The sequence below is a fragment of the Streptomyces sp. NPDC003393 genome (genome assembly GCF_053589015.1).
The window spans coordinates 288199-309145 of the sequence record NZ_JBSFRB010000003.1; the positions used below are offsets into that span (position 1 = coordinate 288199).

20 protein-coding genes and 1 pseudogene are annotated in these 20947 nt (G+C 72.4%); 12 read left to right on the forward strand and 9 right to left on the reverse strand.

Features of this window, described 5'->3' with window-relative positions; genetic code table 11:
* Window positions 1-69: 69 nt before the first annotated feature.
* Window positions 70-648, forward strand: coding sequence for a TetR/AcrR family transcriptional regulator (locus tag ACWDUZ_RS05265; protein ID WP_451630431.1), 579 nt, complete (start codon window positions 70-72; stop codon window positions 646-648).
* 173 nt (window positions 649-821) lie between these two features.
* On the opposite strand, the gene ACWDUZ_RS05270 is transcribed toward ACWDUZ_RS05265, so the two are convergent.
* Complete coding sequence (locus ACWDUZ_RS05270; protein WP_451630432.1) at window positions 822-3212, reverse strand: glycoside hydrolase family 65 protein; 2391 nt, start codon at window positions 3210-3212, stop codon at window positions 822-824.
* 234 nt (window positions 3213-3446) lie between these two features.
* Here ACWDUZ_RS05270 and ACWDUZ_RS05275 point away from each other — a divergent pair, with 234 nt between their 5' ends.
* From ACWDUZ_RS05275 to ACWDUZ_RS05305, 7 genes and pseudogenes are all read left to right on the forward strand, one after another.
* Window positions 3447-3851 carry a VOC family protein gene (locus tag ACWDUZ_RS05275; RefSeq protein WP_451630433.1) on the forward strand — a complete coding sequence of 135 codons (405 nt, stop codon included), beginning with the start codon at window positions 3447-3449 and terminating at the stop codon, window positions 3849-3851.
* Between the two features lie 177 nt (window positions 3852-4028).
* Window positions 4029-4148 (forward strand): annotated as a pseudogene (locus ACWDUZ_RS05280) (transcriptional regulator); the annotation flags it as partial.
* A 29-nt stretch (window positions 4149-4177) separates the two neighbouring features.
* Complete coding sequence (locus tag ACWDUZ_RS05285; RefSeq protein WP_451630434.1) at window positions 4178-5884, forward strand: SulP family inorganic anion transporter; 1707 nt, start codon at window positions 4178-4180, stop codon at window positions 5882-5884.
* Entirely contained in the window at window positions 5884-6318 is a 435-nt protein-coding gene (locus ACWDUZ_RS05290) for an ATP-binding protein (RefSeq protein ID WP_451630435.1), read from the forward strand. Before ACWDUZ_RS05285 ends, ACWDUZ_RS05290 begins: the two co-directional genes overlap by 1 nt.
* Window positions 6319-6533: 215 nt before the next feature.
* Entirely contained in the window at window positions 6534-6887 is a 354-nt protein-coding gene (locus tag ACWDUZ_RS05295) for an ArsR/SmtB family transcription factor (RefSeq protein WP_451630436.1), read from the forward strand.
* 144 nt (window positions 6888-7031) lie between these two features.
* Window positions 7032-7475, forward strand: a complete 444-nt coding sequence (locus tag ACWDUZ_RS05300) for a pyridoxamine 5'-phosphate oxidase family protein (RefSeq protein ID WP_451630437.1) — start codon at window positions 7032-7034, stop codon at window positions 7473-7475.
* Between the two features lie 11 nt (window positions 7476-7486).
* Window positions 7487-7837, forward strand: a complete 351-nt coding sequence (locus ACWDUZ_RS05305) for a cupin domain-containing protein (RefSeq protein ID WP_451630438.1) — start codon at window positions 7487-7489, stop codon at window positions 7835-7837.
* Between the two features lie 75 nt (window positions 7838-7912).
* Here the strand turns inward: ACWDUZ_RS05305 and ACWDUZ_RS05310 are convergent, their stop codons facing one another.
* From ACWDUZ_RS05310 to ACWDUZ_RS05320, 3 genes are all read right to left on the reverse strand, one after another.
* Complete coding sequence (locus ACWDUZ_RS05310; protein WP_451630439.1) at window positions 7913-8947, reverse strand: 2-hydroxyacid dehydrogenase; 1035 nt, start codon at window positions 8945-8947, stop codon at window positions 7913-7915.
* 532 nt (window positions 8948-9479) lie between these two features.
* Window positions 9480-10382, reverse strand: a complete 903-nt coding sequence (locus ACWDUZ_RS05315; RefSeq protein ID WP_451630440.1) for a universal stress protein — start codon at window positions 10380-10382, stop codon at window positions 9480-9482.
* Window positions 10383-10598: 216 nt separating this feature from the next.
* Window positions 10599-11291, reverse strand: coding sequence for a response regulator (locus ACWDUZ_RS05320; RefSeq protein WP_451630441.1), 693 nt, complete (start codon window positions 11289-11291; stop codon window positions 10599-10601).
* A 286-nt stretch (window positions 11292-11577) separates the two neighbouring features.
* Between ACWDUZ_RS05320 and ACWDUZ_RS05325 the strand changes: the two genes are divergently transcribed.
* On the forward strand, window positions 11578-12264 hold the full coding sequence (locus ACWDUZ_RS05325) for a hypothetical protein (protein WP_451630442.1): 687 nt from the start codon (window positions 11578-11580) through the stop codon (window positions 12262-12264).
* A gap of 45 nt (window positions 12265-12309) precedes the next feature.
* Here the strand turns inward: ACWDUZ_RS05325 and ACWDUZ_RS05330 are convergent, their stop codons facing one another.
* Together ACWDUZ_RS05330 and ACWDUZ_RS05335 are read right to left on the reverse strand one after the other, a co-directional pair.
* Window positions 12310-13638, reverse strand: a complete 1329-nt coding sequence (locus tag ACWDUZ_RS05330; RefSeq protein WP_451630443.1) for a PP2C family protein-serine/threonine phosphatase — start codon at window positions 13636-13638, stop codon at window positions 12310-12312.
* Window positions 13639-13790: 152 nt separating this feature from the next.
* A complete protein-coding gene (locus tag ACWDUZ_RS05335; RefSeq protein WP_451630444.1) occupies window positions 13791-15113 on the reverse strand; it encodes a glycoside hydrolase family 3 N-terminal domain-containing protein in 1323 nt (440 codons plus the stop codon).
* A gap of 281 nt (window positions 15114-15394) precedes the next feature.
* On the opposite strand from ACWDUZ_RS05335, the gene ACWDUZ_RS05340 reads away from it, so the two are divergent.
* Window positions 15395-15787: a hypothetical protein gene (locus tag ACWDUZ_RS05340; protein ID WP_451630445.1), complete on the forward strand. Its 393-nt coding sequence runs from the start codon at window positions 15395-15397 to the stop codon at window positions 15785-15787.
* Between the two features lie 39 nt (window positions 15788-15826).
* On the opposite strand, the gene ACWDUZ_RS05345 is transcribed toward ACWDUZ_RS05340, so the two are convergent.
* Entirely contained in the window at window positions 15827-16249 is a 423-nt protein-coding gene (locus ACWDUZ_RS05345; protein WP_451630446.1) for a YjbQ family protein, read from the reverse strand.
* A 58-nt stretch (window positions 16250-16307) separates the two neighbouring features.
* On the opposite strand from ACWDUZ_RS05345, the gene ACWDUZ_RS05350 reads away from it, so the two are divergent.
* Window positions 16308-17390: an NAD(P)-binding domain-containing protein gene (locus tag ACWDUZ_RS05350; protein WP_451630447.1), complete on the forward strand. Its 1083-nt coding sequence runs from the start codon at window positions 16308-16310 to the stop codon at window positions 17388-17390.
* A 213-nt stretch (window positions 17391-17603) separates the two neighbouring features.
* On the opposite strand, the gene ACWDUZ_RS05355 is transcribed toward ACWDUZ_RS05350, so the two are convergent.
* Window positions 17604-19415 carry an ABC transporter ATP-binding protein gene (locus ACWDUZ_RS05355; RefSeq protein ID WP_451630448.1) on the reverse strand — a complete coding sequence of 604 codons (1812 nt, stop codon included), beginning with the start codon at window positions 19413-19415 and terminating at the stop codon, window positions 17604-17606.
* A gap of 114 nt (window positions 19416-19529) precedes the next feature.
* On the opposite strand from ACWDUZ_RS05355, the gene ACWDUZ_RS05360 reads away from it, so the two are divergent.
* The gene (locus ACWDUZ_RS05360) at window positions 19530-19985 is read left to right on the forward strand and encodes a MarR family winged helix-turn-helix transcriptional regulator (protein WP_451630449.1); all 456 of its coding nucleotides are present in this window, start codon (window positions 19530-19532) and stop codon (window positions 19983-19985) included.
* A gap of 134 nt (window positions 19986-20119) precedes the next feature.
* On the opposite strand, the gene ACWDUZ_RS05365 is transcribed toward ACWDUZ_RS05360, so the two are convergent.
* Window positions 20120-20716 carry a L,D-transpeptidase family protein gene (locus ACWDUZ_RS05365; RefSeq protein WP_451630450.1) on the reverse strand — a complete coding sequence of 199 codons (597 nt, stop codon included), beginning with the start codon at window positions 20714-20716 and terminating at the stop codon, window positions 20120-20122.
* Between the last annotated feature and the right edge of the window lie 231 nt (window positions 20717-20947).

A 20947-nucleotide genomic window follows, 5' to 3' on the forward strand; every position in this document is an offset into this window, starting at 1 on the left:
CCAGGAACTTACCGGACAGCTGTCCGCTTAGCAAGACCGGGTTCGGCGACGTACCCATAAGGAGGACGAGTGCGGCCCAAGAAGGACGCGCCGCTGCGCTCGGACGCGCAACGCAACCGCGAGACCATCCTGGAAGTGGCGGTGGCCGAACTGACCCGCTGCGCGGACACCCCGCTGAGTGTGATCGCCCGCAAGGCCGGAGTCGGGCAGGGCACGTTCTACCGGAACTTCCCCAACCGCGAGGCACTCGTCCTGGAGATCTACCGCCACGAGATGCAGCAGGTCGCCGACAGCGCGGCCGATCTGCTGCGGTGCCGCGAGCCCGACCGGGCGCTGCGCGAGTGGATGGACCACCTGGCCCGGTTCGCCATGACCAAGGCGGGTCTCGCCGACGCGATCCGGCAGGCCACGAGCGGACCCGGCAGCCCGGCGAAGCCCGGCAACAGCGCGCTGACGGCGGCGACCGAACTCCTGCTGCGCGCCAACAGGGAGGCCGGCACGATCCGTCCCGATGTGACCTCCGACGACTTCGTCCTCGCCATCGCCGGACTCTGGCAGCTCGATCCGCACGGCGACTGGCAGACGCGCGCCGCCCGCCTCCTGGACCTCGTCATGGACGGCCTGCGCGCGGGAGCACGCGGCCGGTGACGGCGATCGCCGGGCGTGGACGCGGTGGCTGGTCGCAGCGAAGCGATCGCGGGCCGCGGCGGCGGTACTGGGGCCCCGGCGGCGGGGCAAGAACCGGCGTCCCGGCAGTACGCGCATCACAGGCAGGTACCGGCATCACGGGCGGCTACCGGCATCTCGCGCCGTCCGCCGCATCACTCGGGCAGTACCACGTGGCACGTCTCGCCCGGACGGACCCGGACGGCCCGGTCGGCCACCCGGACCTCGATCGGTGAGCGGTCGGAGAGGGGCACGGCGATCTCCGACCGGCGGTGCTCCAGCCGCAACCGGACGCCCCAGTGGCCCTGGTAGCGGACGGAGAAGCCGTAGGAGGACAGCTCGGGCAGCGGGGCGGGATCGAGCCGGAGCACGCCGTCGCGGGTTTCCAGGCCGGGCAGTCCGCGCTGGACCAGGTCGAGGGTGCCCGCCATGGCGCCGAGGTGGATGCCCTCGCCGGTGGTGCCGCCCTGGAGGTCGGCGACGTCGCTGCACAGGGCCTCCTGGACGTAGGTCCATGCCTCGGAGCGCCGGCAGCGGGCCAGCACCCAGCCGTGCACCAGTCCGCTGAGGGTGGAGCCGTGGCTGGTCCGCTCCAGGTAGTAATCGACGGTGCGCTGCCAGAGTTCCTCGTCCAGGCGGTGGCCCAGCCGTCCGAACAGGCCGATCAGCTCGCCGGGCGCGAAGAGGTAGCCGAGCATGAGGACATCGGCCTGCTTGGACGCCTTGTAGCGGTTCACCGTGTCGTCCTCGGCCTCCAGGATCCGGTCCAGGCGGCGGATGTCGCCGTAGCGCCTGCGGTAGCCCTCCCAGTCGAATTCCTCCAGGTCGCCGTAGCCCGCGAACTGGCTGATGACGCCGTCGTGGAAGGGAACGTGCAACGTGCGGGAGATCTCCTCCCACCGGTCCGGTTCGGCGTCGTCGAGGCCGAGGCGCTCGACGAGTTCACGCCGGCGCGGCTCCGGCAGCTTGCGCAGCACTTCCAGGGCGCGGGCGAGCACCCATGCGGCCGTCACGTTGTTGTAGGTGTTGTCGTCGAGGCCTGGCCGGTCGGCGCCCGGGTAGGCGTCGTGGTACTCGTCGGGGCCCATCACGCCCAGGATGCGGTGCCGTTCGAGACCTCGGTCCCAGGTGGCCGAGTCGGCCCAGAAGCGGGCGACCTGAAGGAGCATCTCGGCGCCCTGGCCGTGACGGAAATCGGCGTCGCCGGTCGCCTCGCAGTACCGCCACACGTTGTAGGCGACCGCCGAGCCGACGTGCCGCTGGAGGTGCGAGTGGTCCGGCAGCCAGCGCCCGGAGTGCGGATTGAGGTGCAGTCGCTGGGTCTCCTCCCGGCCGTCGCTGCCGCTCTGCCAGGGGTACATCGCGCCGCGCCGGCCGGCCGCGCGCGCCGCCGCGCAGGCCTGGCCCAAGCGCCGGTACCGGTACTGCAGCAGGGCGCGGGACACCTCGGGCAGGTGCAGGTTGAGATACGGCAGGACGAACAGCTCGTCCCAGAAGACGTGCCCCCGGTAGGCCTCGCCGTGCAGTCCGCGGGCGGGCACGCCGACGTCCAGGTCCGCGGTGTGCGGGGAGAGGGTCTGGAGCACGTGGAACAGGTGCAGACGCAGGATGCGGCCCGCCTCACCGGGGACGTCGATCTCGTTCAGACGCCACAGCTGGTCCCAGGCCGCCCGGTGGCTGCGCAGCAGGTCGTCGAAGCCGGGCGCCGACGCCACCCGTTCGGTCGCGGCGTGCCGCGGGTCGCTGATGGCCGGGTCGCGTGAGGTGTGGAGTGCGGCCGTCTTGTCCACGGTGACGGTGTCGCCGGGTGCCACCCGCACGCGCAGCCGCTGGACGGCGCACGGGTGCTCGTGCCGGGTGGCGACCGTTCCGGCGCCGGTCAGCCGGGTGGCCATGCCGATGCGGATGTCGGAGGTACGGGTGCGGCAGCGCAGCCAGACCGTGCCGGGCCCGGCCGTGCCGGTGTGCACATGGGTGAGGTGACGGCCGTCCAGGTCCCGGTAGCGGGCCACCCCGGCGTTGGTGACGCCCCCGTCGATCGCGGCCTCGACCTCGAGGTCCGCGGTGAAGCCCTCGGTGGTGAACTCGGTGCGCAGCGCGGCCAGGTGCGGGTCGACCATGTGCACGATCCGTAGCTGGCGCACCGTCAGTGTCCGTCCCGCCCCGAGCCCGAAGCGGGTACGGCGCTCCAGAAGCCCGCCGTCCACGTGCAGGACCTGCCGGTGGGCGAGGACGGTCGCCGTGTCCGGGGTGAGCCAGTCGCCGCCCGCGAGCCGGAAGCGCAGCGGCAGCCAGTTGGGCAGGTTGACCATGTCCTCGTTCTCGACCAGTCGGCCCGCGACCTCGGAGGTGAGCCGGTTGTAGCACCCGGCCACATAGGTTCCCGGGTAGTGCACGTCGTCCGCGTCGCACTCCGGCAGGACCCCGCGGGTGGCGAAGCACCCGTTGCCCAGCGTGCACAGCGCCTCCCGCAGGCGCTCCTGGACAGGGTCGTAGCCCTGGTACTCCCACGTCTCGGCCGTCCGGGTGGTCGTCACCGCCGTCACCGGCCCTCTCCCTCGTCGGCCTCGCCGCTTCCCATCGTCCCTCCCCCGTCCGCGTCGGGCTGCCGCCCGGTGCCGGTCCGGGACGCCCTCGGAAGGGATCGCCGGGGGTGTCCTCACACCGTCAACTCGGTACCCACCACCGGGCTGTGAGACCGCGCGCCGCGTCGACGGGCCGTTGTCAGTGGCCCGCGTTACTGTGCCGAAGTGACCCTCGGCCCCGTTCAGGAGGCACTCATGGCATCCCGTCTCAACCCCTACCTCAGTTTCGACGGCGCCGCCCGCCAGGCGATGGAGTTCTACCAGGACGTCTTCGGCGGCACCCTGACCCTCAACACCTATGGCGACGTCGGCCAGCCGGGAGGCCCGGACGCCGACCGGATCATGCACGCCACGCTGGAGACCCCCAGCGGCTTCACGCTCATGGCCTCGGACATCCCGCCCGGCATGGAGCGCACCCCCGGCACCAACATCACGGTGAGCCTGAGCGGCGACGACGAGGCCGATCTGCGCGGCTACTGGGAGAAGCTGTCCGCCGACGGCTCGGTGGCCGTGCCGCTGGAGAAGCAGATGTGGGGCGATGTGTTCGGCATGTGCACGGACCGGTTCGGCATTCCGTGGATGGTCGACATCACCGCATAGCTGACACCCCACCGCCCGCCGGCCCGGACGGGGAGGCGTTCGCACCCTCTGCGTACTCAACGAATTGCAAGATTTCGCAATTCATTAGATGCTGACTGCGCTGTGCCCGCACATGGTCGTGGGGCCGGCTTTCTGTGCGCGCCCCGACCGGGGCGCCGTCGGCGAAGAAGAGGGTCCGTGTCCGTGCCGCTGTACCAGGCCAAGGCCGAGTTCCACCGGATGCCGGGGCATCCCGTACGGATACGGGTCCCGGAACCGCTCCCGGACAGGCCGGCTCCGGTGCGGGAGCTGCCTGCCGAGCCGCAGGATGCGGGGGTCCACGCATCATGAGGCGGTCGCTCGGCCGGGCGGGGACCCGGTTCGCCGCGCTGCTGCCCGGTGGCGCCGACCTGGCGGACGTACGGCGGAACCCGCGGCGCGACCTGCTCGCGGGTCTCACCGTCGCGATCGTGGCGCTGCCGCTGGCGCTCGGTTTCGGTGTCTCCTCGGGGCTGGGCGCCGAGTCGGGCCTGGCGACCGCGGTGGTCGCCGGGGCGGTCGCGGCGGTGTTCGGCGGCTCCCGTCTCCAGGTGTCCGGGCCCACCGGCGCGATGACGGTGGTGCTGGTGCCCATCGTCGCCGAGTACGGTCCGGGCGGGGTGCTGACCGTCGGGCTCATGGCGGGCGTGATGTTGGTCGCGCTCGCCGTGCTGAGGGCCGGGAAGTACATGCGCTACGTGCCGGCGCCGGTCGTCGAGGGCTTCACGCTGGGCATCGCCTGCGTGATCGGGTTGCAGCAGATCCCCAACGCGCTGGGCGTGCCCAAGCCCGAGGGCGACCGCGTGCTGGTCGTGGCCTGGCGTGCCGTGCGGGAGGCCGCGCAGCACCCGAACTGGACCGCCGTCGGTCTCGCCCTGACGGTCGCCGCCGTCATGCTTGTCGGCGCCCGTCTGCGGCCCACAGTCCCCTTCTCCATCGTCGCGGTGATCGCGGCCACCGTCGTCGCGCAGGTCGTCGGGCTGGACGCGGCCACGCCGATCGGCGATCTGCCGTCCGGCCTGCCCGCCCCCTCCCTGGACTTCCTGGATCCGGGCGCCCTGGGCTCGATGGCGGCGCCGGCGGTCGCGGTGGCGGCGCTGGCTGCCCTGGAGTCGCTGCTGTCGGCGTCCGTGGCCGACGGCATGACGGTCGGGCAGAGACACGACCCCGACCGGGAGCTGTTCGGCCAAGGACTGGCCAACATCGCCGCCCCGCTGTTCGGCGGCGTCCCGGCCACCGGCGCGATCGCACGGACCGCGGTCAACGTCCGTACCGGCGCCGGCTCGCGGCTGGCCTCCCTCACCCATGCCGCGGTCCTCGCCGTGATCGTCTTCGCGGCGGCGCCCCTGGTCTCCCGTATTCCGCTCGCCGCGCTGGCCGGGGTGCTGCTGGCCACCGCGGTCCGCATGGTCGAGGTGGGCTCGATCAGGGCGATGGCCCGGGCGACCCGCTCCGACGCCCTGATCCTCGTCCTCACCGCCGTCGCGACGCTCGCGCTCGACCTCGTGTACGCCGTGATCATCGGGCTGGTGGTGGCGGGCGCCCTGGCACTGCGGGCCGTGGCCAAGCAGGCCCGCCTGGACCAGGTCCCGCTCGACCGGGGCGACCACAGCGCCGAGGAGCACGCCCTGCTCGCCGAGCACATCGTGGCCTACCGCATCGACGGGCCCCTGTTCTTCGCCGCCGCCCACCGCTTCCTGCTGGAGCTGGCCGAGGTCGCCGACGTGCGCGTGGTGATCCTGCGCATGTCCCGTGTGACCACAGTCGACGCCACCGGCGCCCTGGTCCTCAAGGACGCGGTGGAGAAGCTGAACCGGCGCGGGATCGCTGTGATGACCTCCGGGATACGTACCGGCCACCGGCGGGTACTGGACTCCGTCGGCGCGCTGGAACTGCTGCGCCGGGAGGGACGCGAGTACGCCACTACGCCCGAGGCGATCGAGGCTGCGCGCACCTACCTGAAGGGCGCGGGCGTGCTGGTGTCTCCGCTCGCTGCCACCCGGGTGGAGGCCTGATGCGCGCCTTGGAGGCCCTGCCCCACCGGCACGTCCTGACCGTGCAGACGCATCCGTCCGCGGTACGGCTGGCCCGGCAGACCGCCGAGCAGGCTCTGGCCGAGTGGGGGGTGAACCCGGGCCACCCCACGGTCGGACCGGCCCTGCTGATCCTGAGCGAGCTGGTCACCAACAGCGTCCGGCACGCCGCGGTGCTCTCCCCCGAAGTGACCGTGATCTACGCGGTGGGAGCCGACTGCCTCGCCTTCGCGGTGCACGATCGGCATCCGTACCAGCCGCCGTTGTGCGGAGCGGTCACCGGCGCCGACGCAGGGCAGGCGACTCGCGGCCTGGCGACCGTCATGGAGCTCACCCTCGGCCTCGGCGGCACCGCGGTCGTCCGGGGCGACGCCGACGGCAACGGCAAGAGCATCTGGATCACTCTCCCGCTGTGAACAGGTGCCCATCGTCGCGGGAGCGGCCGTGTGAACAGGAGTGACAACATGAACAGGCGTGACGACGGCGGAGCGGGGCAAGGTGCCTGCCCCGATTCGGTCCGGGCGACGGCGCAGGCGAGGATGGGACCCATGGTGTTGACACATGGGTGGGTGCGAGGCGTCGGAGACCGGTCGGTGCGACCGGGCGGCTGTACCGGGGAGGCCACGGCGCGATGAGTACGCCGCTGTACCAGCTGAAGGCCGAGTTCTTCAAGACCCTCGGCCACCCGGCCCGCATCCGGGTGCTGGAGCTGCTGAGTGTGCGCGAACACGCGGTGGCGGAGATGCTCCCGGAGGTGGGGATCGAGCCGGCGCATCTCTCGCAGCAGCTCGCGGTGCTGCGCCGGGCGAACCTGGTGGTGAGCCGCAAGGAAGGGTCCACCGTCTATTACTCCCTGACCAGCCCGCACATCGCCGAGCTGCTCAGGGTCGCCCGCACCATCCTCTCCGGCGTGCTCGCCGGGCAGGCCGAACTGCTTGCCGACCTGCAGGCCGTCCAGACGGAGGCGAACCGGCCGTCGCAGTGAGGCTGACGTCGCCTGGGCCATGAGTCCCCGCGGCGGGCGGACGGCACCTGGATCGAAAACTCAAGGACGTGACCGGTCCAGGGCGGCGCGGGTCAGGGCCGACCGGCCCTATCCCGTCGCGGCGGCCGCGCGGAGTATGGAGGAATGCTCCACGACGACGGTTTTCGCGCACTCGACCGGCAGGAGTGCCTGCACCTGCTGGCCAAGGTGCCGGTCGGCCGCGTGGTGTACACGCGGCAGGCGCTGCCCGCGGTCCTCCCGGTCAACTTCTCCCTGGACACCGACGCCTCCGTGCTGCTGCGCACCTCCCCGGGCTCGGATCTCGTACGCGCCATCGACGGCGTGGTCGTCGCCTTCGAGGCGGACGCGTTCGACGCCGCGACGCGTTCCGGATGGAGTGTGGTGATCACCGGACGGGCCACCGTGGTCACGGACCCGGCCGAACAGGAACGGTTGTCCAAGGCCGGCCCCGACTCCTGGATGCCGCATCGGGGGGAGGTCCTCGTCCGGATCGAGCCGGAGATGGTCACCGGACGGGAGCTGGGGGGCATCGGTCCGGTCGCCCTGTCCACCACGTCCCAGTCCTGAGGAGTGCCCGCATGTCCGCCACCGTGATCACCGATCTGGCCGCCGAGCTGGCCGTGCCCGAGGACGGCACGCTCAGCCGCGTCCTGTACCGCGACGACCGCCTGCGGGTGGTCGGGTTCGCCTTCGCCGCCGGACAGGAACTGACGGAGCACACCTCGGCCCGGCCCGTGGTGATCCAGGTCGTCCGGGGCCGCCTGGAACTGGTTCTCGGCGAGGAGAAGACCGAGGCACGGCCCGGGAGCTGGATCCATCTGCCCGCGCGGCTCCCGCACAGCGTGCGGGCCGCCGAACCCAGCGTCATGCTGCTGACCGTGCTGCCCGACGCCGGACATTCGGCGTCCGGGACGCCTTCCGGGGACTGACTGACCGCCGCTTCAGGCCGGCAACCGACGCCTCCGGCCCCGTCGGCCGCAGGGGCCCATCCCCCGTTGCCCCTGTCACGAACGTGCGCCGGCCCCTGGACCGAGTTCGTGCCCGACGAGCGTGTTGTCACCGGTCCGGCCGGCGAACCAGTCCGCGACGTTGCGCGCGCTGGTCTCGGCGATCTGCCCCACCGCGTCCCTGGTGAAGTACGCCTGGTGCGAGGTGACCAGGACGTTGTTGAAGGTCATCAGCCGTGCCAGGCGTTCGTCGGTCATCACCTCCAGCGACTTGTCCAGGAAGAACACACCGGCCTCCTCCTCGTACACGTCGAGGCCGACACCGTTCAGCCGCCCCGCGCGAAGCGTCTCCAGCAGGGCGTCGGTGTCCACCAGGCCGCCCCGGCTGGAGTTGACCAGGATCGCGTCGTCCTTCATCAGCGCCAGGGCGCGCGCGTCCACCAGGTGATGGGTGTCCGGCAGCAGTGGCACGTGCAGGCTGACCACGTCGGCCTCGGCGAACAGGCGGTCCCGCTCGACGTACTCCATGCCCAGGGCCAGGCACTCGGCATTCCCGGTGGCGTCCCAGCCCAGCAGCCGCATGCCGAAACCGTGCGCGATCCGGGCGAACGCCGTCCCGATCTTTCCGGTGCCCACCACCCCGGCCGTACGCCCCCGCAGTTCGCGGCCCATCAGCCCGTCGAGCCGGAAGTCGAAGTCCCGGGTGCGCTGCGCGGCACGCACGATGCGCCGGTCGACGGCGAGCGCGAGCGTCCACGCGAACTCGGCGACCGCGTACGGCGAGTAGGAGGACACCCGCGCCACGGTCAGCCCCAGCTCGGCGGCCGCGGTCAGGTCGATGTTGTTGTAGCCGGTGGACCGCTGGGCGATCATCCTCGTGCCACCCTTCGTCAGCGAGCGCAGGACCTCGCCGTCGAGGGTGTCGTTGACGCTGCTGAGCACGACCGGGTGGCCGCCCGCCGTCGGGACGGTGTCCCGGTTCAGGAACAGCCCCAGGCACCGCAGCTCATGACGGCCGCCGAACTCCTGCTCGAACGCCCGGCGCAACAGCGGCTCCTCGTCCCGGAAGACACCGTAGGCGACAATCTCCACTGCTCTCCTCTCCTCGCTCTGGTCACTCTTCGCACAGGGCGTGACCGGTCTCCGCCCGTTCCGGGGAGCCCGGTGGCGACGTACTCGGTGAGGTCGAGCAGCCGGGTCGTGCGGTCCCACTCGTTGTCGTACCAGCCGAGGACCCGACCGGCGGGCGCAGCCGGTGGGGTGATGTCATGGCCGGGCGCCGCGCGGCCCGTGACCGGGGCAGGCCGTACCCGGTGACGCCGCCCGGCGCCCGCGTCGGGGCGAGGACGCGCGGACCAGCCGTTCGGCCCTGTCGGACAGGGCCATTGGGCCCTGTCGGCGCCGCCGGGCACCATGATCTTCTGGGAAGGCGACCGGGTGCGCCCGTGTCTGCGGCTCCCGATCCCCCGTCCGGGACAGGAGAGCGGGGCACCCGGTACGCACCGACACCACGGCGCTCCGTTCGCCGCGCGGATCCGAGAGCCGTCGTCGCGACCGAGCCCGCCCGCCGCGGCCGTGACGCCCCCGTACATCCCTCTTCGCGCCGTGCTCCCGGCCGCATCCGTCACCCATGGGGGACGACCGCCACGGGGCAGCCGACGTGACGGACGGCGGCGTGGGTGACGGGGCCGATACGCGCGCCCGTCGGGGACTCGGCGGGGCGGCGGCCGACGACGAGCAGGCTCGCCCCGGAAGAGGCCCGCACCAGCGCGGTCGAGGGCTTCTCCCGGACGACCGTCTCCACGACCTCCACCTCGGGATGCTTGTCCCGCCACACCCGGAGCACGGCCGACAGGAAGCCCTGCCACTCCTCGGCCCGCAACGGGTCGCCCACCAGCGCGATGTCGCCGGGCCCGAGACCCACGGCGGACGGCTGCTGCCAGGCGTACACGGCGCGCAGCCGGGCATGGCGCAGGCGGGCCTCCTCGAAGGCGAACGCGATCACCTCGTCGCACGGGGCGGCGACGTCCAGGCCGAGCACCACGTCCCCGTAGCCGGCACGGTGCGAGCCACTGCCGTCGGCCGCCGGGAGGTGCTCGTCCCCAGCCCCCTCGCCGGCCCGTACGAGGACGACCGGGCAGGCCGCCCGCGCCACGGTGCCGAGCGCGACGGAACCGACCAGGAACCCGGTGAAGCCGCTCAGGCCGCGTGAGCCCAGCACCAGCAGCCCGGCCCGCTGCGAGGCCTTCAGCAGCGCAGCCGTCGCCGGTCCCCCGACCTGCTCCTCCTCCAGCCGCAGACCGGGGCAGCGGGCCCGCGCCCGCTCTCGGGCCCGGCTCAGCGCTCGCCGGGCCGGGGCCTGCCGGGCGGCCTCGTCCCGTGCGTCGCGCGCCTGGCTCGGGCGCCCGTTGCAGGCGTGGCACAGCCGCAGGTCACGGCCGCTGCGCTCGGCCTCACGGGCGGCCCAATCGGTCGCGGCGAGACTCTCCGCGGAACCATCGACTCCTACGACGACGGGCGACAGCATGTCCCCACCTCCTGCGCTCGACGCGCTCTCACCGCCGGCGTCCCGCCACGAGGCGGGCTCCGGCAAAGGCCACTCGGACCCGGGACCGGGCCTTTCGGCCCCCTGCTGGTGCGGCGCGCACGGTCGAGGCGCACCCCTTGAGGCCACGGCCCCGGCTGTCCCCTGGTCGGCCGACGCGTTCCCAGCCCGGGCGTCCGGGCTCGGCCCGCCGGGAGGTCAGGGGCTTTGGCCGCGCAGCCGGTCGCGGGCCTGAGTGGCGATGACCGCGGCCTGGACGCGCCGCTCGACGCCGAGCTTGGCCAGCAGCCGGGAGATGTGGTTCTTCACCGTCTTCTCCGCCAGGTACAGCCGCCGGCCGATCTGGCGGTTGGTCAGGCCCTCACCGATCAGGTCGAGGATCTCCCGCTCCCTCTCGGTCAGACCGGGCAGTACATCCGGCTCCTCCTGTTGCTGCCGATCTCCCCGCAGCCGGGCCATCAGCTTCGTCGTGGCACTGGGGTCGAGCAGCGACTGGCCGCGGGCCACCGTGCGCACCGCCGAGACCAGGTCGGAGCCCTGGATCTGCTTCAGCACATACCCCGACGCGCCTGCCATGATCGAGTCCAGCAGCGCCTCCTCGTCGTCGAACGAGGTCAGCATCAGACAGGCCAGCTCGGGCAGACGGGAGCGCAGCTCACGGCAGACCGTCACACCGTCGCCGTCGGGCAGCCGGACGTCCAGCACCGCGACGTCCGGACGCAGCGCCGGCACCCGCACCAGCGCCTGCTCGGCGGTGGCGGCCTCGCCGACCACCTCCATGTCCGGTTCGTCGTTCAGCAGGTCGTGCACCCCGCGCCGTACCACCTCGTGATCGTCGAGGAGAAAGACCCGAACCGGGGTGTCGGGGCCGGCCTGCTCGCGGTCCGCCATGAGTCAGTCACTCCTTGCCACGGTATCGCGTTCCACACCTCACCTTCCCGGAAAAGGGGGCCGGTGGACAGGGCCGATCGGCCCTGTTCCGATCGAGGAGTGCGGGCGCTGCCCGGAGGGTGGGCCGGCCGTGAACGCGCCGACCCTGCGTCACGCCGCAGGGGGTTCCGCGCGGTGCACGCCCGGGTGTGGTCGGGCCGAGCCGGCCGAGTGGCCCGGCGGGCGATGCGCGCCTACGTTCGTCCCATGGGCACCGAGGCCGACGCAGGGCGAAGGCGACCGAGAGATGCGGGTGAGGCGCCCCGACGCCGTGTCCGGTGGCACCGCCCAGGTGGTGGCGACCCAGGCGCCCAACGGCTTCGAGGTGCCGACGCCGCCGGCCTGGATGCGGTGGCTGCCGGCCGCCTACATCGTGTTCGTCGTCGTCCTCGGCCTTCTGCTGCCCTCGCACTGGGCGACCAGCTTCCTGCTGATCGCGCTGCCCACCCTCGCCGCCTACACCCTGGGCCCCGGCCCGGTCCTGGCTCTCACGGTCGTCGCCATCGTGCTGGAGGGCGTCATCGCCGGCGTCCACCTCCACCTGTGGGAGGACCACCACGTCGCCGCCTACATCGCCACGGCGCTCGTCGGCCTCCTCGGCGCCGCGCTCGCTGCCCACCGCCGGCGCCAGGAGCGGTCGCTGGTGCACAACTCGGTGGCCGAGGCGCTGATGCGCACCCTGCTGCGGCCCGTGCCGCACCGGATCGGGCATCTTCTCGCGGCCGCCCTCTACCGGCCCGGCGAGGTCGGCGACGCCACCGGCTCCTTCTACCCCCTGCTCGACCGGCTCCGGCACCGTTTCGCCGGCCGGCCCGCGCCGGGCCCCGCCGACGTCGTCGACTTCCTCAACACGGACCTTCCCCGCCACACCCGCCACTTCCATGACGACGTCGCCGTCCTCGCCATCGCCCCGAACGTCGATCCCCCACCGTGATCGCCCCCGGTCGCACCCGGTCCCTCCGGCCCCGTTCGGGTCCTCTCAGTGGGCGAGGCGGGCGGCGAGCAGGGCGACGTCGTCCGGGAACATCCCGCCGCCCTGGTCGAGCAGCGCGTCACACAGGTCGGCGAGCGGCCGTGTCGCGTAGCCGGCCGCGAGGTGGGTGGCGTGGTTCATGCCGACGTCGAGGGAGTGGTCGCGCTGTTCGACCAGTCCGTCGGTGTGCAGGAGCAGTGTCGAGCCGGGTGGGAGTGTCAGTTCGTGGTCGGGGCGCTTGAGCCCGAGGTCGACACCGAGAGGGTGACCGACGGTGTCGGTGTCGAGGTAGCGGGCCTGGTGTTCGGCGGTGGCCAGGAGGGGTGGCAGATGGCCCGCGCTGGCCCAGCGCAGCGCGCGGCTGCTGTCGGCGGCGGGTGCCTCGAGGCGGGCGACGAGGACGGTGGCCATGGGCCCCCCGTAGAGGTCGTGGAGGATCTCGTCGAGGTGGTGGAGGATCCGGCTGGGGGGCTCCCGCTCCTCGTAGGCGATCACGCGCAGGGCGTTGCTGATCTCACTCATGAGGGTGGCGGCTTCCAGGCCGTGGCCCATGACGTCTCCGACCATCAGGCAGGGGACGCTGTCCGGGAGGCGGATGAGGTCGTACCAGTCCCCGCCGATCCTGGGGGCCTGGGTGGAGGGCTGGTAGCGGGCCTGGAGCTCCAGGCCGGGCAGCCTGGGCAGTTCGGGCAGGAGGCGGCGCTGGAACTCCTCGGTGGCCTGGCGCAGCCGCTCGTAGAGACGTGCGTGCTCGATGGCCACGCCGGCCGCGCTGGCCAGGGCGGTGACGATCTCCTCGTCGTCGTCGGTGAAGGCGCCGCCGTGCTTGTCGGCGAGGTAGAGGTTGCCGTAGACGGTGCGGCGCACCGAGATGGGCGCCCCGAGGAGGCTGGTCATGACGGGGTGGCCCTCGGGGAAACCCACGGCGCGGGGGTGTGCCGACAGGTCGTCCACCCGCAGCGGACCGGGGTCACGGACGAGCTCACCCAGGAGTCCGGTGCCGTGCGGCAACTCCTCACCGTTGTCCTTGCGGAACTGGTCGGCGCCGAATCCGGAGGTGATCAGTTCGGAGAACTTGCCGTCCTCACCGAGGACCCCGATGGCGGCGTAGCGCGCGTCGATCAGCCGCCGCGCCGACTCGGTGATGGTGTGCAGCACGGCGTCGAGTTCCAGGGCACTGCTGATGGCGACCACCGCGTCCAGGAGGGAGCGCATACGGCCGTGCGCGTGGGCCAGCCGCTGCAGTCCGGCCTGGAGGCGGTCCAGGTCGTCGCCGCCCAGGAGCGGTGGCAGCTGGGTGCGGTGCATGCCGCGACCCCCGGAAGGTGTCTCCACGCCACTCGCACCTCCTCACCTGAGCGGCCCCGTCCTTCCCTGCGGGTACCCGGACGCCCCTGTTCCAGGCCGCGCCGCGTCGCGCGGGCCGCCCCGTCGAACGGGGCTGCCCTGCCGGTCGGCCCTGCGGGCCCGGAGCGGGGTTGGTTCGTTCAGGAGCAGAGGTTCACGTGCCGGACGGCCAGGACGTGCCCCGCCGCGTCGACGAGGCGGTCGCGGGAGAGCTGTCCACCGTCCACCGCTTTGGTGATCGCCGTCGCGATCGCGGACGTCTGGGAGCCGACGTCTCCCGTCAGATCGAACAGGACCATGTCGGCGCCGGAGCGCAGGGCCTGGACGGCGGCGGCGGGAACGCTGAAGCCGGCGGCCGAGATCGCCTTGGCGCTGAGCGAGTCGGTGAGCACCAGCCCCTTGAACCCCAGGCTGCCACGCAGTTCGCCGATGACGCTGGGTGACAGGCTCGCCGGGTTGGTGCCGAGGCCGGGCACGGTGTTGTTGGCGACCATGACGGCGGGGGCACCGGCCTGGATGGCCGCCTTGAAGGGCGGGATGGCCAGCTTCTGCAGGGTGGACCAGGGCAGGGTGCGGGCGGGGCCGAAGTCGGAGTTGTAGGTGGAGCCGCCGATGCCCGGGAAGTGCTTGACGACGGGTATCACGTTCCCGGCGCGCATGCCGTTCATGTACGCCACACCGGCCTTGGAGACCACCGAGGTGTCGCCGCTGAAGGACCGCCATCCGTCGGGGTTGGTCTTGCTGGGCGCCTCGTTCCTGCCGTCGACGTCGACCACGGGCGCGAGGTTCATGTTCACCTGGGCGGCCGCCATCCTGGTCGCGACCTTCGTGACGTTCTGCTGGATCTGGGCGGGGGTCCAGTGCGCGCCCATGTACGCGGCCCAGGGCAGGTCGCCGACGAGGTTGGCCATGCGCTGGATGCCGCCGCCCTCCTCGTCGGTCATCACCAGCAGGCCGAGGTTGCCGGGCACATGGGACTTCAGGGTCGTCAGCCGGGCGCCGAGGTCGGCGGGCGCCTTGCTACCGAAGAGCAGCACCCCGCCCGCACCGGCCTTCACCTCGGCGGTGGCGTCGGCCACCGAGGTCTCCGACACCGGGACGGCGACGGTCAGCATGGCCAGCCGGCGGTCCGACCACCCGGTCAGCTCGGACGTGTTGGTGCACGCCTGGGCGGTCGTGGTGGCGGGCAGGCCCGGGGAGAGCGAGGTGTGCGTCGGCTTCGGAGGACCGGAGGCGGTGGACGCGGTGGGCGGGGCCAGGGACACGCCGGGGCTGCTGGTGTGCGGGGTCGCCTTGGGGGTCCCGGTGCCCGCGCCGCAGCCGGCCAGGACCACCGCCGCCACAGCGGCGGCGCCCCTCGCCCTGCGGGCGGTCCTCCCCCGGCCGCGCAGCCGCCGGGGAGCGGTCGCGCTTCTCCGGGCTGCCGTCACGCTTCTGCTGTCCCGGTACGACGAGAGATGCATCGCCCGATCTCCTTTCGGAACGCGCGGCGGCACCCGTCGCGCTGAGGGCCGTATGAGCATGAGGTGGGCCTCGCGAAGCGTGAGATGCGCTCCGCTCCGCTTTTGTTCGCTCGTCCGCGGGCGACGTCACACCAGCATCTCTCGTTTCGCAGTCGGCCGAAAGGCGGGCACGGACGACGGGCCTCGGGAGCCCGCCGGCCGCTGTCAGGGCGACGGGGATACGGCTGGGCGCGGCGCGGCGGTCCGCGGATCCATCTGGTCCGGCAGGGCCGGCCCGTCCGGTGCCCGGGGCGCGGCGGCGCGGTGCGTGTGGGCGCTGGCGTCCTCGACGATGCGCCGGCAGACCTCTGTGGCGCGAGGAGCACCGGAAGGAGACCGGCGCCCTGCTCCTGGCCTGGGTCCGCGCGGGACACCCGCTGGTCGAAGAGCCCTACCTCGCCGACCTGTTCGCCCGGATCGCGGCTACGGGCATGCGGAGCGGCGAGTTTCGCGAACGGGTCGCCCCCGAGCACGCCGGCAACGCCGTGCGCGATCTCTGCCTCGACGCCCTCTACCGCTGGTACGGCCGCCCCGACGGCTCGACCGGCACGCTGACGAAGGGACTGCTCGCCGCCCTCGACCCGATGCTGCGCGGTCTCGTCTCCGCGCCCCCATCCGAGGACCCCGCCCACTGACCCGGAACCCGGACCCCGGTGGCGGGCGGCCGAGCCCGGTCAGCCCAGGAAGCTGAGCCGCACCTGACGGTCGGGGTTGTCCTTGTTGGTGTCCACCAGGCACACCGACTGCCACGTGCCCAGGGCCGGCCGGCCGCCGAGGACCGGGATGGTCGCGTGGGGCGGGACGATGGCGGGCAGGACGTGGTCGCGGCCGTGGCCGGGGCTGCCGTGGCGGTGCTGCCAGCGGTCGTCGGCGGGCAGGAGGGTGTGCAGGGCGGCGAGGAGGTCGTCGTCGCTGCCGGCGCCGGTCTCGATGAGCGCGATCCCGGCGGTCGCGTGCGGCACGAACAGGTTCAGCAGGCCGTCACGGCCGTCGGCGGTCTCGCGCAGGAACGCCTCGCAGTCGCGGGTGAGGTCGACGACCCTCTCCCGTGAGCCGGAGGTGACGTTCAGCACTCGGGTGGTGAAGGCATGTGACATGCACCCATCTTCCTTGATCGCGGGAAGATCCCCGTACCCGGCATGGTTGAGGGCTGGCGTGGACAGTACACGCGAGATCGAGGTGGTCGTCGTAGGCGCCGGTCAGGCCGGGCTGTCGAGCGCGTATCACCTGCGGCGCACCGGGTTCGAGCCGGACCGTGACTTCGTGGTGCTGGACCACTCCCCCGGTCCGGGCGGCGCCTGGCAGTTCCGGTGGCCGTCGCTCACCTACGGCAAGGTGCACGGGATGCACGCGCTGCCGGGCATGGAGTTGACGGACGCCGATCCCGCGCGGCCGTCGTCGGAGGTCGTCACCGAGTACTTCGCCGCCTACGAGCGCGCCTTCGACCTGCGGGTGCGGCGCCCGGTGGACGTGCGGGCCGTACGGGAGGGCAGCGCGGGACGGCTGCTCGTGGAGACCTCGGACAGCGTGTGGTCCACGCGCGCCGTGATCAACGCGACCGGCACCTGGGACCGGCCGTTCTGGCCGAGGTATCCGGGCCAGGAGAGCTTCCGCGGGCGGCAGTTGCACACCGCCCAGTACGCCGGTCCGGAGGAGTTCGCCGGGCAGCGGGTGATCGTGGTCGGCGGCGGCGCGTCCGGCACGCAGCACCTGCTGGAGATCGCCCCGTACGCGGCCGCCACCACCTGGGTGACTCGCCGCCCGCCGGTCTTCCGCGAGGGTCCCTTCGACGAGAACGTGGGTCGGGCCGCGGTCGCGCTGGTCGAGGAACGGGTGCGGCAGGGGCTGCCGCCCCGCAGTGTCGTCTCGGTCACCGGACTGCCGCTGAACGACGCCGTCCGGCAGGGGTTGAAGGACGGGGTGCTGGACCGCCGGCCGATGTTCGACCGGATCACACCGGACGGGGTGGAGTGGGACGACGGGCAGCGCGTATCGGCCGACGTCATCCTCTGGGCGACCGGGTTCCGGGCCGCGCTCGGGCATCTGACTCCGCTCGGGCTGCGCGAGCCGGGGGGCGGCATCCGCGTCGAGGGGACCAGGGCGGTCGCCGATCCCCGGATCCATCTGGTCGGCTACGGGCCGTCGGCGAGCACCATCGGCGCCAACCGGGCCGGACGCGCGGCTGTACGGGACATCCGGCGCCTGCTCGCGGCCGGGGAGCCGGCCGCTGCCGCGTGACGGGGGCGTCTCGAAGGTCCGAGCACTGCGCTGACGCGCGTGTCTCGAAGGCCCGAGCGCTGCGCGCCTGAGGCGGGCGTCTCGAAGGCCTGAGGCCGGCGGAAACTCCGAACTCCCGGGCTGCGGAGCACCGGTCGGTTACGTCGGCCGGACGGCTCCGTTCGGGCACCCCTGCTCGCGGGTACGGGTCGGGCGTCCTGACTCGTGGGTCCGTCAGGCGTCCGCGTCCGCAGGCGCCGGCCGGGCGTCCCGGCGGACCAGCGCCGCGTAGCGCCCGTCGAGTTCGAGCAGTTCCTCGTGGGTGCCGCGTTCGGCCACGCGCCCGGAGTCGAGGACCACGATCTGGTCGGCCTCGCGGACGGTCGACAGGCGGTGCGCGATGGTGAGCGTGGTCCGGTCGGCGGACAGCGCGTCGATGGCCTCCTGCACGGCGGCCTCCGTACGGGTGTCCAGGGCGCTGGTGGCCTCGTCGAGGAGAAGGACCGGTGGGTCGCGCAGGATGGTCCGGGCGATCGCCAGGCGCTGCTTCTCGCCGCCGGAGAAGCGGTGGCCGCGCTCGCCCACGACGGTGTCGTAACCGTCGGGCAGGGCCGCGATGTGGTCGTGGATCTGGGCAGCCTTCGCCGCGGCCCGGAGTTCGTCGTCGGTGGCGTCCGGCTTGGCGAACCGCAGGTTCTCGGCGACCGAGGCGTGGAAGAGGTACGTCTCCTGCGAGACGACGCCGACCGCGCGGGCGAGGGTGTCGAAGTCGAGGTCGCGCACGTCGACCCCGTCCAGGGTGACGCGGCCGCCGGTCACGTCGTACAGCCGCGGCACCAGGTAGCCGAGGGTGGACTTGCCCGCGCCGGTGGGACCGACGATCGCGAGGCTGCTGCCCGCCGGGACCGTGACGTCGATGCCGTCGAGGACGGGGCCGCCCTTGTCGTCGTAACCGAAGACGACGTTCTCGAAACGGACCTCTCCCTTGACGCGATCGAGGCGGACCGGCCGCTCGCGCTCGGTGATGTCGATCGGCAGGTCCAGGTACTCGAAGATGCGCTGGAAGAGCGCCAGCGAGGTCTGGATCTGGACGCCGGTCGACAGCAGGCTCACGGTCGGCCGGAACAGTCCCTGCTGGAGCGAGACGAAGGCGACGATGGTGCCGATGGAGACCTTCGGGCCGCCGAACTGGAGCGCCATGCCCGCGGTCCAGTAGATGACGGCCGGCATGGCGGCCATGACGACGGTGATGACGGCCATGCGCCAGCGTCCGGCCATGTTCGACCGGACCTCGAGATCGACCAGGCGTTCGGACTCTTCGGCGAAGGAGGAGGTCAGCGAGTCGGCGCGGCCCATGGTGCGACCGAGCAGAATGCCACTGACCGAGAGCGACTCGGTGACCGTCGCGGCCATCGCGGCCATCTGCTTCTGGCGCTGGGTGGTGATCTTCTTGCGCTCGTTGCCGACCCGGCGGCTGATCCACACGAACACCGGGAGCAGCAGCAGCGACACGACGGTCAGCCGCCAGTCGAGGGCCACCATCGCGACGATGGTGGCGACCACGCTGGTCAGGTTGGAGACCAGCGAGGTGGCGGTGGAGGTCACGGTGGCCTGCATGCCGCCGATGTCGTTGGCGATGCGCGACTGCACCTCGCCGGTGCGGGTGCGGGTGAAGAAGGCGAGCGACATGCGCTGCAGGCGGCCGTAGACGGCGGTCCGCAGGTCGTGCATGACGCGCTGGCCGACGGTCGTGGAGATCAGGGTCTGCAGGACCCCGAAGACGCTGGTCAGGACGGCGCTCAGGATCATGCCCGCAGCAAGCAGGCTCAGCAGTCCGGTGCGGCTCTGCGGGATCGCGACGTCGAGGATCTCCTTGAGCAGGAAGGGTGTGGCGACGGAGACCAGCGAGGCGGCGCCGACCAGAAGGCCGACGACGGCGAGCCGGGCGCGGTAGGGGCGGAACAGCCGCAGGATGCGGCGGACCTGCCGAGGCTGGTCCTTGGCGTCGAGGGGCGGGGTCCAGGTGGGTTGGCGGTCGGGATGCATGGGCTCCTACGGGTGGGCGGGCGCCTGCCCTGGCATGCGGCCGGCGACGACTTACGGATCCTAGCTCATTGTTACCTATGCTCATAATGAATCTGGTCCTGATAGTGTTCCCGCATGACCATCCCCGACCCCGACGGCCTCCTCGCCGAGCAGTTGCTGCGGCTCACCCGGCGGGTGCACCGCATCCAGAAGCGTCATCTGGAGGAACACGCCCTGGGCATCACACCTGCCCAGTCCCGGCTGCTGCGCACCCTCGCGCACTTCGGTGAGCCGCCGCGCATGGCGGACCTCGCCGCGTCCCTGGAGGTCGTGCCCCGCGCGGTGACCACGCTCGTGGACGCGCTGGAGGCGAGCGGCAAGGTGCACCGGGTTCCCGACCCGGTCAACCGCCGGGTGATCCGTGTCGAGCTCACCGACGACGGGCGCACCGCCCTTCGAGAGCTGCGCAGCGCGCGCCGGGCCGCGGCGGCGGAGATCCTGGCCCCGCTGACGGGTGAACAGCGCGAGGCGCTCGGTGGGCTGCTGGACACACTGGTGGGCGCGGCACCGGCGCGGGGACGCGGCTGCTGATCCACCGGGCTCGCGTCCGCTTCGGTCCAACTCATGTAGGTGGGCTACCCCGATGACCTCACGTCGGAGCGCCGGCGCGTCGGCATGCGGCCGCGCCGGCGCGCCGATCGCATGGTGGGGCAGCGGACCGGTGACTACGCCCGCAGGTTGGCCCTGTCCCCCATCACCACGATCGGCGTGTCCTGCGGGTCGAGCCGGCGCAGCAGATACCTCATCGCGGACTCCGGAACGCTGACACAGCCCAACGTGCCGTCGCCGTGGTCCAGATGCAGCCAGATACCCCCGCCCTTCTTCTGGCCCAGGGGGCGGGTCGGGTCGTCGGGGCGGGTGCCCGGCAGGCGGTTGTAGTCGATGGCGATGACGTAGTCGAAGTCGTGCCAGTGCGCCTCGTCCCAGTAGTACGGGGTCTGGAAGGCTTCCTCGTCCTGGGTGTACGGCAGGAGGGAACCCGGGTCGTCGAGGATGCCGCCCGCGTCGGACAGCGTGAACACGCCCACGGGAGTGCGTTCGTCACCCTCGTGGTGGTTCGTCGTCCAGCCCCGCTTGCCGTTGTGCGCCGGCCAACTGCGAATGAGGTGCCAGGTGGACCCGCGCTTCTCGTAGAGGACAAGTGTGGAGTCCGGGGAGTCCTCGTCCTCCCCGTAGACCGTCACGACCTGACGAGTACCCACGGGCACCTGCTGCCACAGCTGTTCGCCGATGCCGGGGACCTGGGCCGGGGTCGGCCGCACGGACGGGACGGGACGGGCGGTCCCCGAGGGGCCGCCGGGCCTCGGCACGTCCGCGTGGCGGCTCTCGGTCCGCTCACCACCGCACGCGGCCAGGGTCGTCAGAAGGAGACCGCAGGACACACCCGCGGCCATCGCACGCCTTGCACCACCGCTTCGCATGAACCCATGGTGGCCATCACAATACGGGTGATCTACTCAGCATTGGTCCAAATAGCCTTATCCGTCTCTCTC

What these genes read in the sequence shown, in the direction of transcription:
- ACWDUZ_RS05355 (WP_451630448.1), bottom strand. Translation starts at nt 19,415, where the DNA reads ATGCATCCCGACCGCCAACCCACCTGGACCCCGCCCCTCGACGCCAAG.
- ACWDUZ_RS05295 (WP_451630436.1), top strand. Translation starts at nt 6,534, where the DNA reads ATGAGTACGCCGCTGTACCAGCTGAAGGCCGAGTTCTTCAAGACCCTC.
- ACWDUZ_RS05275 (WP_451630433.1), top strand. Translation starts at nt 3,447, where the DNA reads ATGGCATCCCGTCTCAACCCCTACCTCAGTTTCGACGGCGCCGCCCGC.
- ACWDUZ_RS05305 (WP_451630438.1), top strand. Translation starts at nt 7,487, where the DNA reads ATGTCCGCCACCGTGATCACCGATCTGGCCGCCGAGCTGGCCGTGCCC.
- ACWDUZ_RS05360 (WP_451630449.1), top strand. Translation starts at nt 19,530, where the DNA reads ATGACCATCCCCGACCCCGACGGCCTCCTCGCCGAGCAGTTGCTGCGG.
- ACWDUZ_RS05320 (WP_451630441.1), bottom strand. Translation starts at nt 11,291, where the DNA reads ATGGCGGACCGCGAGCAGGCCGGCCCCGACACCCCGGTTCGGGTCTTT.
- ACWDUZ_RS05300 (WP_451630437.1), top strand. Translation starts at nt 7,032, where the DNA reads ATGCTCCACGACGACGGTTTTCGCGCACTCGACCGGCAGGAGTGCCTG.
- ACWDUZ_RS05315 (WP_451630440.1), bottom strand. Translation starts at nt 10,382, where the DNA reads ATGCTGTCGCCCGTCGTCGTAGGAGTCGATGGTTCCGCGGAGAGTCTC.
- ACWDUZ_RS05335 (WP_451630444.1), bottom strand. Translation starts at nt 15,113, where the DNA reads ATGCATCTCTCGTCGTACCGGGACAGCAGAAGCGTGACGGCAGCCCGG.
- ACWDUZ_RS05345 (WP_451630446.1), bottom strand. Translation starts at nt 16,249, where the DNA reads ATGTCACATGCCTTCACCACCCGAGTGCTGAACGTCACCTCCGGCTCA.
- ACWDUZ_RS05285 (WP_451630434.1), top strand. Translation starts at nt 4,178, where the DNA reads ATGAGGCGGTCGCTCGGCCGGGCGGGGACCCGGTTCGCCGCGCTGCTG.
- ACWDUZ_RS05325 (WP_451630442.1), top strand. Translation starts at nt 11,578, where the DNA reads ATGCGGGTGAGGCGCCCCGACGCCGTGTCCGGTGGCACCGCCCAGGTG.
- ACWDUZ_RS05290 (WP_451630435.1), top strand. Translation starts at nt 5,884, where the DNA reads ATGCGCGCCTTGGAGGCCCTGCCCCACCGGCACGTCCTGACCGTGCAG.